The 3,333-nt window shown below is 53.4% G+C and carries 4 protein-coding genes; all 4 read right to left on the bottom strand.

The genetic code is table 11. The features are described from left to right. On the bottom strand, nt 1-310 hold a 310-nt coding region (locus AC0AP0_RS10700), incomplete at its 3' end, for an RNA polymerase sigma factor (RefSeq protein ID WP_490430449.1). A 210-nt stretch (nt 311-520) separates the two neighbouring features. Next, entirely contained in the window at nt 521-1,054 is a 534-nt protein-coding gene (locus AC0AP0_RS10695) for a ClbS/DfsB family four-helix bundle protein (protein ID WP_046322884.1), read from the bottom strand. A gap of 312 nt (nt 1,055-1,366) precedes the next feature. Further along, nucleotides 1,367-2,788 carry a hypothetical protein gene (locus tag AC0AP0_RS10690; RefSeq protein WP_490430448.1) on the bottom strand — a complete coding sequence of 474 codons (1,422 nt, stop codon included), beginning with the start codon at nt 2,786-2,788 and terminating at the stop codon, nt 1,367-1,369. Beyond that, a partial coding sequence (locus AC0AP0_RS10685; RefSeq protein ID WP_490430447.1) for an ABC transporter ATP-binding protein occupies nt 2,785-3,333 on the bottom strand: 549 nt, incomplete at its 5' end. The genes AC0AP0_RS10685 and AC0AP0_RS10690, both read right to left, overlap by 4 nt.

Genomic DNA, 3,333 nt, shown 5'->3' with positions numbered 1-3,333 from the left:
CCTGATCCATTTGGTCAGGTGGTTTCGGTTTGCGACGTTTCATATAGATTTGCCGCCGGGCAATGCTGAGTATCCAGGTAAGCACCTTGCTGTCTGCACGGAAGGTTTTTGAGGAACGCCAGCAACCCAGCCAAGTGTCAGCAAAAACTTCGCTGGCATCCTCATCGTCGGATATTCGCAGGGAAATAAAGGCTTGGACGGTATGGGCATACTTATGGTAAAGTGCTTCAAAGGCCGATTCATTTCCGTCAGCCACCATCTTGATCAGCCTTATATCATCAGTATCTGGATCAATGCGAGATCGTTTCACTGATGATGTCCTTCTCTGTTTTGTCTACATCCTAGATATCGTCCTGCATACTGTTATGCAAGCGGTTATCGCGGTTATGCTCCATTGCTATTACGAATATGTTGGGATGTCGCTTTTAGGGTCGCCCATACTGTGAATTTAGTCGCAAAGTCGCAGGGCAGTCCATTACTGTCTGTGTGTGAAGCTGGTTCTTTTCGGGTGTCCTAGCGCTTATTTGCGTCCTTTCAAGTACTTCCGTATCTTCTTCAGGGCCCAGTCGTAATGGCTGGAGGTCGAAGAGATGAAGGCGGAGCCCAAGCTAGAGTTGCCTGCCCATGGGAGGGCGCCCTTGGTGAACAGCTGCTCATTGGTGAACGATTGCGCCAGGGCCATGACCTTCTTATGGGATTCGATAAACAGGTTCAGAGCCTGATCGTAGGTGGTGTCATCATGCTTGTCCCGCAGCTTCACATTCATCTCGCCGTAATTACGCCAGTTGTAGCCGTCGGGAAGAAAGTCGTGGGTCCTGCCCTGTTGGTTGTCCTCCACCCAGTTCAACAGCAGCAGATGCCACTCATAGAGATGGACGAGCACATCTTTGATGTTCCTGTCGCGTGCCCAATGGGCCCCCTTCTCCTTACTCAGGTCGAAGGAAAAGCGGCCATTGCGCTCTTCAGGTGTCATCGGATCAAGCAACGCCATCAGCTTGTCGAAGCCATCATCAGCCGCCTTGATGAGTTCTTCCTTGGTGGTCGGTCGCGCCATGACGGTCCTCCATTTGTCTGTTGTTGACAAGATTTGACTGGTTGATTGTCACCGGTCTCGGTTTGCCATCGACTGTACCCTATATGGGCCTTGCAAATGCTCGCGTGTAGGAAATCGTCGCATACTCCTGTGTTTACCTGTATTGGTGGAAAGCCATCAAGTGCTCACAGTTGTATCTACCAATTAAATTCATCAAGCCGAGCGCTGCATATACCGACTTAATTTATTTAACAATAGACATGGAGGAATGACAGAGGTCGGCAGGCCCGCTGTGGCTCAAATATGTATTCGCGTGCATGCAGCGAGGCTTTATTATTCGCCGATGGCATGAGATATGACACTGACTGAGTTCTCGAACCTGGTGGTCAGAGCTTGGATTCCTGTGGCTGCGGCACCAAGCAGGGATACGATGAGCACCACTACGATCCATGCGCCCCATTGCACGCTCATCTGTGCTTTGCCCATGAAGCGTGAGAGCATGAAAGTCAGGGATGAGGTGCAGAGCAATGTGATGACCAGGGAGAACAGTGCGCTGGTAATCATAGTGATGATGCCGTCAAGCGCGCCCAATACTCTGAGCTGGCCGATTCCAGCACCTGATACGTAGGTCAGCGCCAGATCAAGTCCTCTGCCTTTGGAAGTGATCAAGGTGCCTGCAATTGCACCTGTTATCGCGATGATTATTGGCGGTCCAGTGAGCGCCAAGAGACTCGCAAACATGTCTGTGGTCGCCGGAACGCTGCCTGGTGTGTGGGGAAAAGCGACTAGCAAGGTGGTGATCATTGTGCTCAACCCTCCGCTGACGGTCATCAGCAATGATAGACCCGCAGTCATCGGGATTATCGTCGCTCCCTGGCGCTGTATGCTGCCGACAGCCTGTTGGCCTGCCAGCCTCCAGGTTCTGGATGGCAACGCTACAATACGCGTCCATATCGCCGTGAAGCCGGGCAGGAGATATGGCGCGAAAGCTGCCAGCGAAAATATCAGGAGGAACATGCCGCCCATGGCGAAGGCGAGAAATACCGTCATCCGATCTGGAGCGGCATCGCTGCTCATCTGACTGGCACGAGGGTTAGTTGCAAGTGCAAAAGCTGGAATCAGCAACATGCAGCCAGCACCAATCAAGCATACGATTCCCAGGAGGAAGCGGAAGACGCCTATCCGCTTTGGAGGGTCCTGGGATTGCCTGAGGGCTTCCATTGGTCGTATTTTCGAGAGCGAACGGATAGTCAACAAGGTGCTTATGAAGATGGGCGCAGCGCTGAAAGCGAGGCCTTTGCCTAGCGAATCGAACAGGTGGCTGCCGGCATAGGTCAAATGCAAATCAAATGGATTTGTCACCATGGCGAAGGTCAAGGGCGTAATCACCGGCAGCAAAAGGCAGGTGGCTGCAATGGACAGGATGAATAATCCCATGACTATCAGCAGATTCCAGGCCAGCAGTTGCCAAGGCAGAGCGCCTTGCAAAACCATGAGCGCCAGTTGATGCCGGCGTTGATTCAGTGCTGAATTCATGACCCATAGCAGCACAGCTATGGTGATGATCACGCTGAATGCCAAGGCGGGACCAGTGTATGTGGATCCAAGTACCTGCTCCGGGCCCTGATAGTCCTGATCAATGATCGTGGCGATCGCGATGAGGGAGCAGATGACAGTCTGGGATACGACCATGGCCAGCAAGACGGCGCTCCAGACCATGGGCGCTGCTTTGAGTTCGGACAGAGCGCCTCTCATGCCATGGGCGCTTTCGCAGAGAATGACTGGCTGATTCGGCCATCGCGCACGGCAAACAACCGATCGCACTGACCTGCCACTTCATTGCTATGCGTCACCAGTATGATGGTTTTCTTCTCGTGGTTGGCGAGTTCCTTCAGCACCGATATGACCTTTTCTCCGGATTCCTGATCCAGGGCGCCAGTCGGCTCGTCCGCGAATACCACGTCTGCGTCGGATAACAGGACGCGGGCCAGGGCAACACGTTGCTGCTCGCCGCCTGACAGCAGGGTGACGCTTTGCTTTTTCTGATCGATCAAGCCAAAGTACTTCAAGAGTGAATCCGCCGTCTTTCTGGGAAAGCGGGATCCGCGAAGGGTGAATGGCAGAGCCAGATTCTGTTCGACTGTCATGCTGGTGATCAGGTTGTAGGACTGGAATACAAAGCCTAGATGCTGGCGTCTGAACTTGGTCATGGCCGACAGCCCCAGACGGGTTATGTCCTTGCCCAGCAGAAGCACAGTGCCGCTAGTGGCCTTCTCCAGCCCAGCCAGGCAGTACAGCAG

The organism is Bifidobacterium sp. POST2/T3 (B1) (assembly GCF_058197115.1).
The sequence above is the reverse complement of the archived record's forward strand: the minus strand, read 5'-3'. Positions and strand labels throughout refer to the sequence as shown.

Bases quoted from the DNA above. Each gene is read 5' to 3' on its own strand.
- AC0AP0_RS10690 (WP_490430448.1), bottom strand. From the start codon at position 2,788: ATGAGAGGCGCTCTGTCCGAACTCAAAGCAGCGCCCATGGTCTGGAGC.
- AC0AP0_RS10695 (WP_046322884.1), bottom strand. From the start codon at position 1,054: ATGGCGCGACCGACCACCAAGGAAGAACTCATCAAGGCGGCTGATGAT.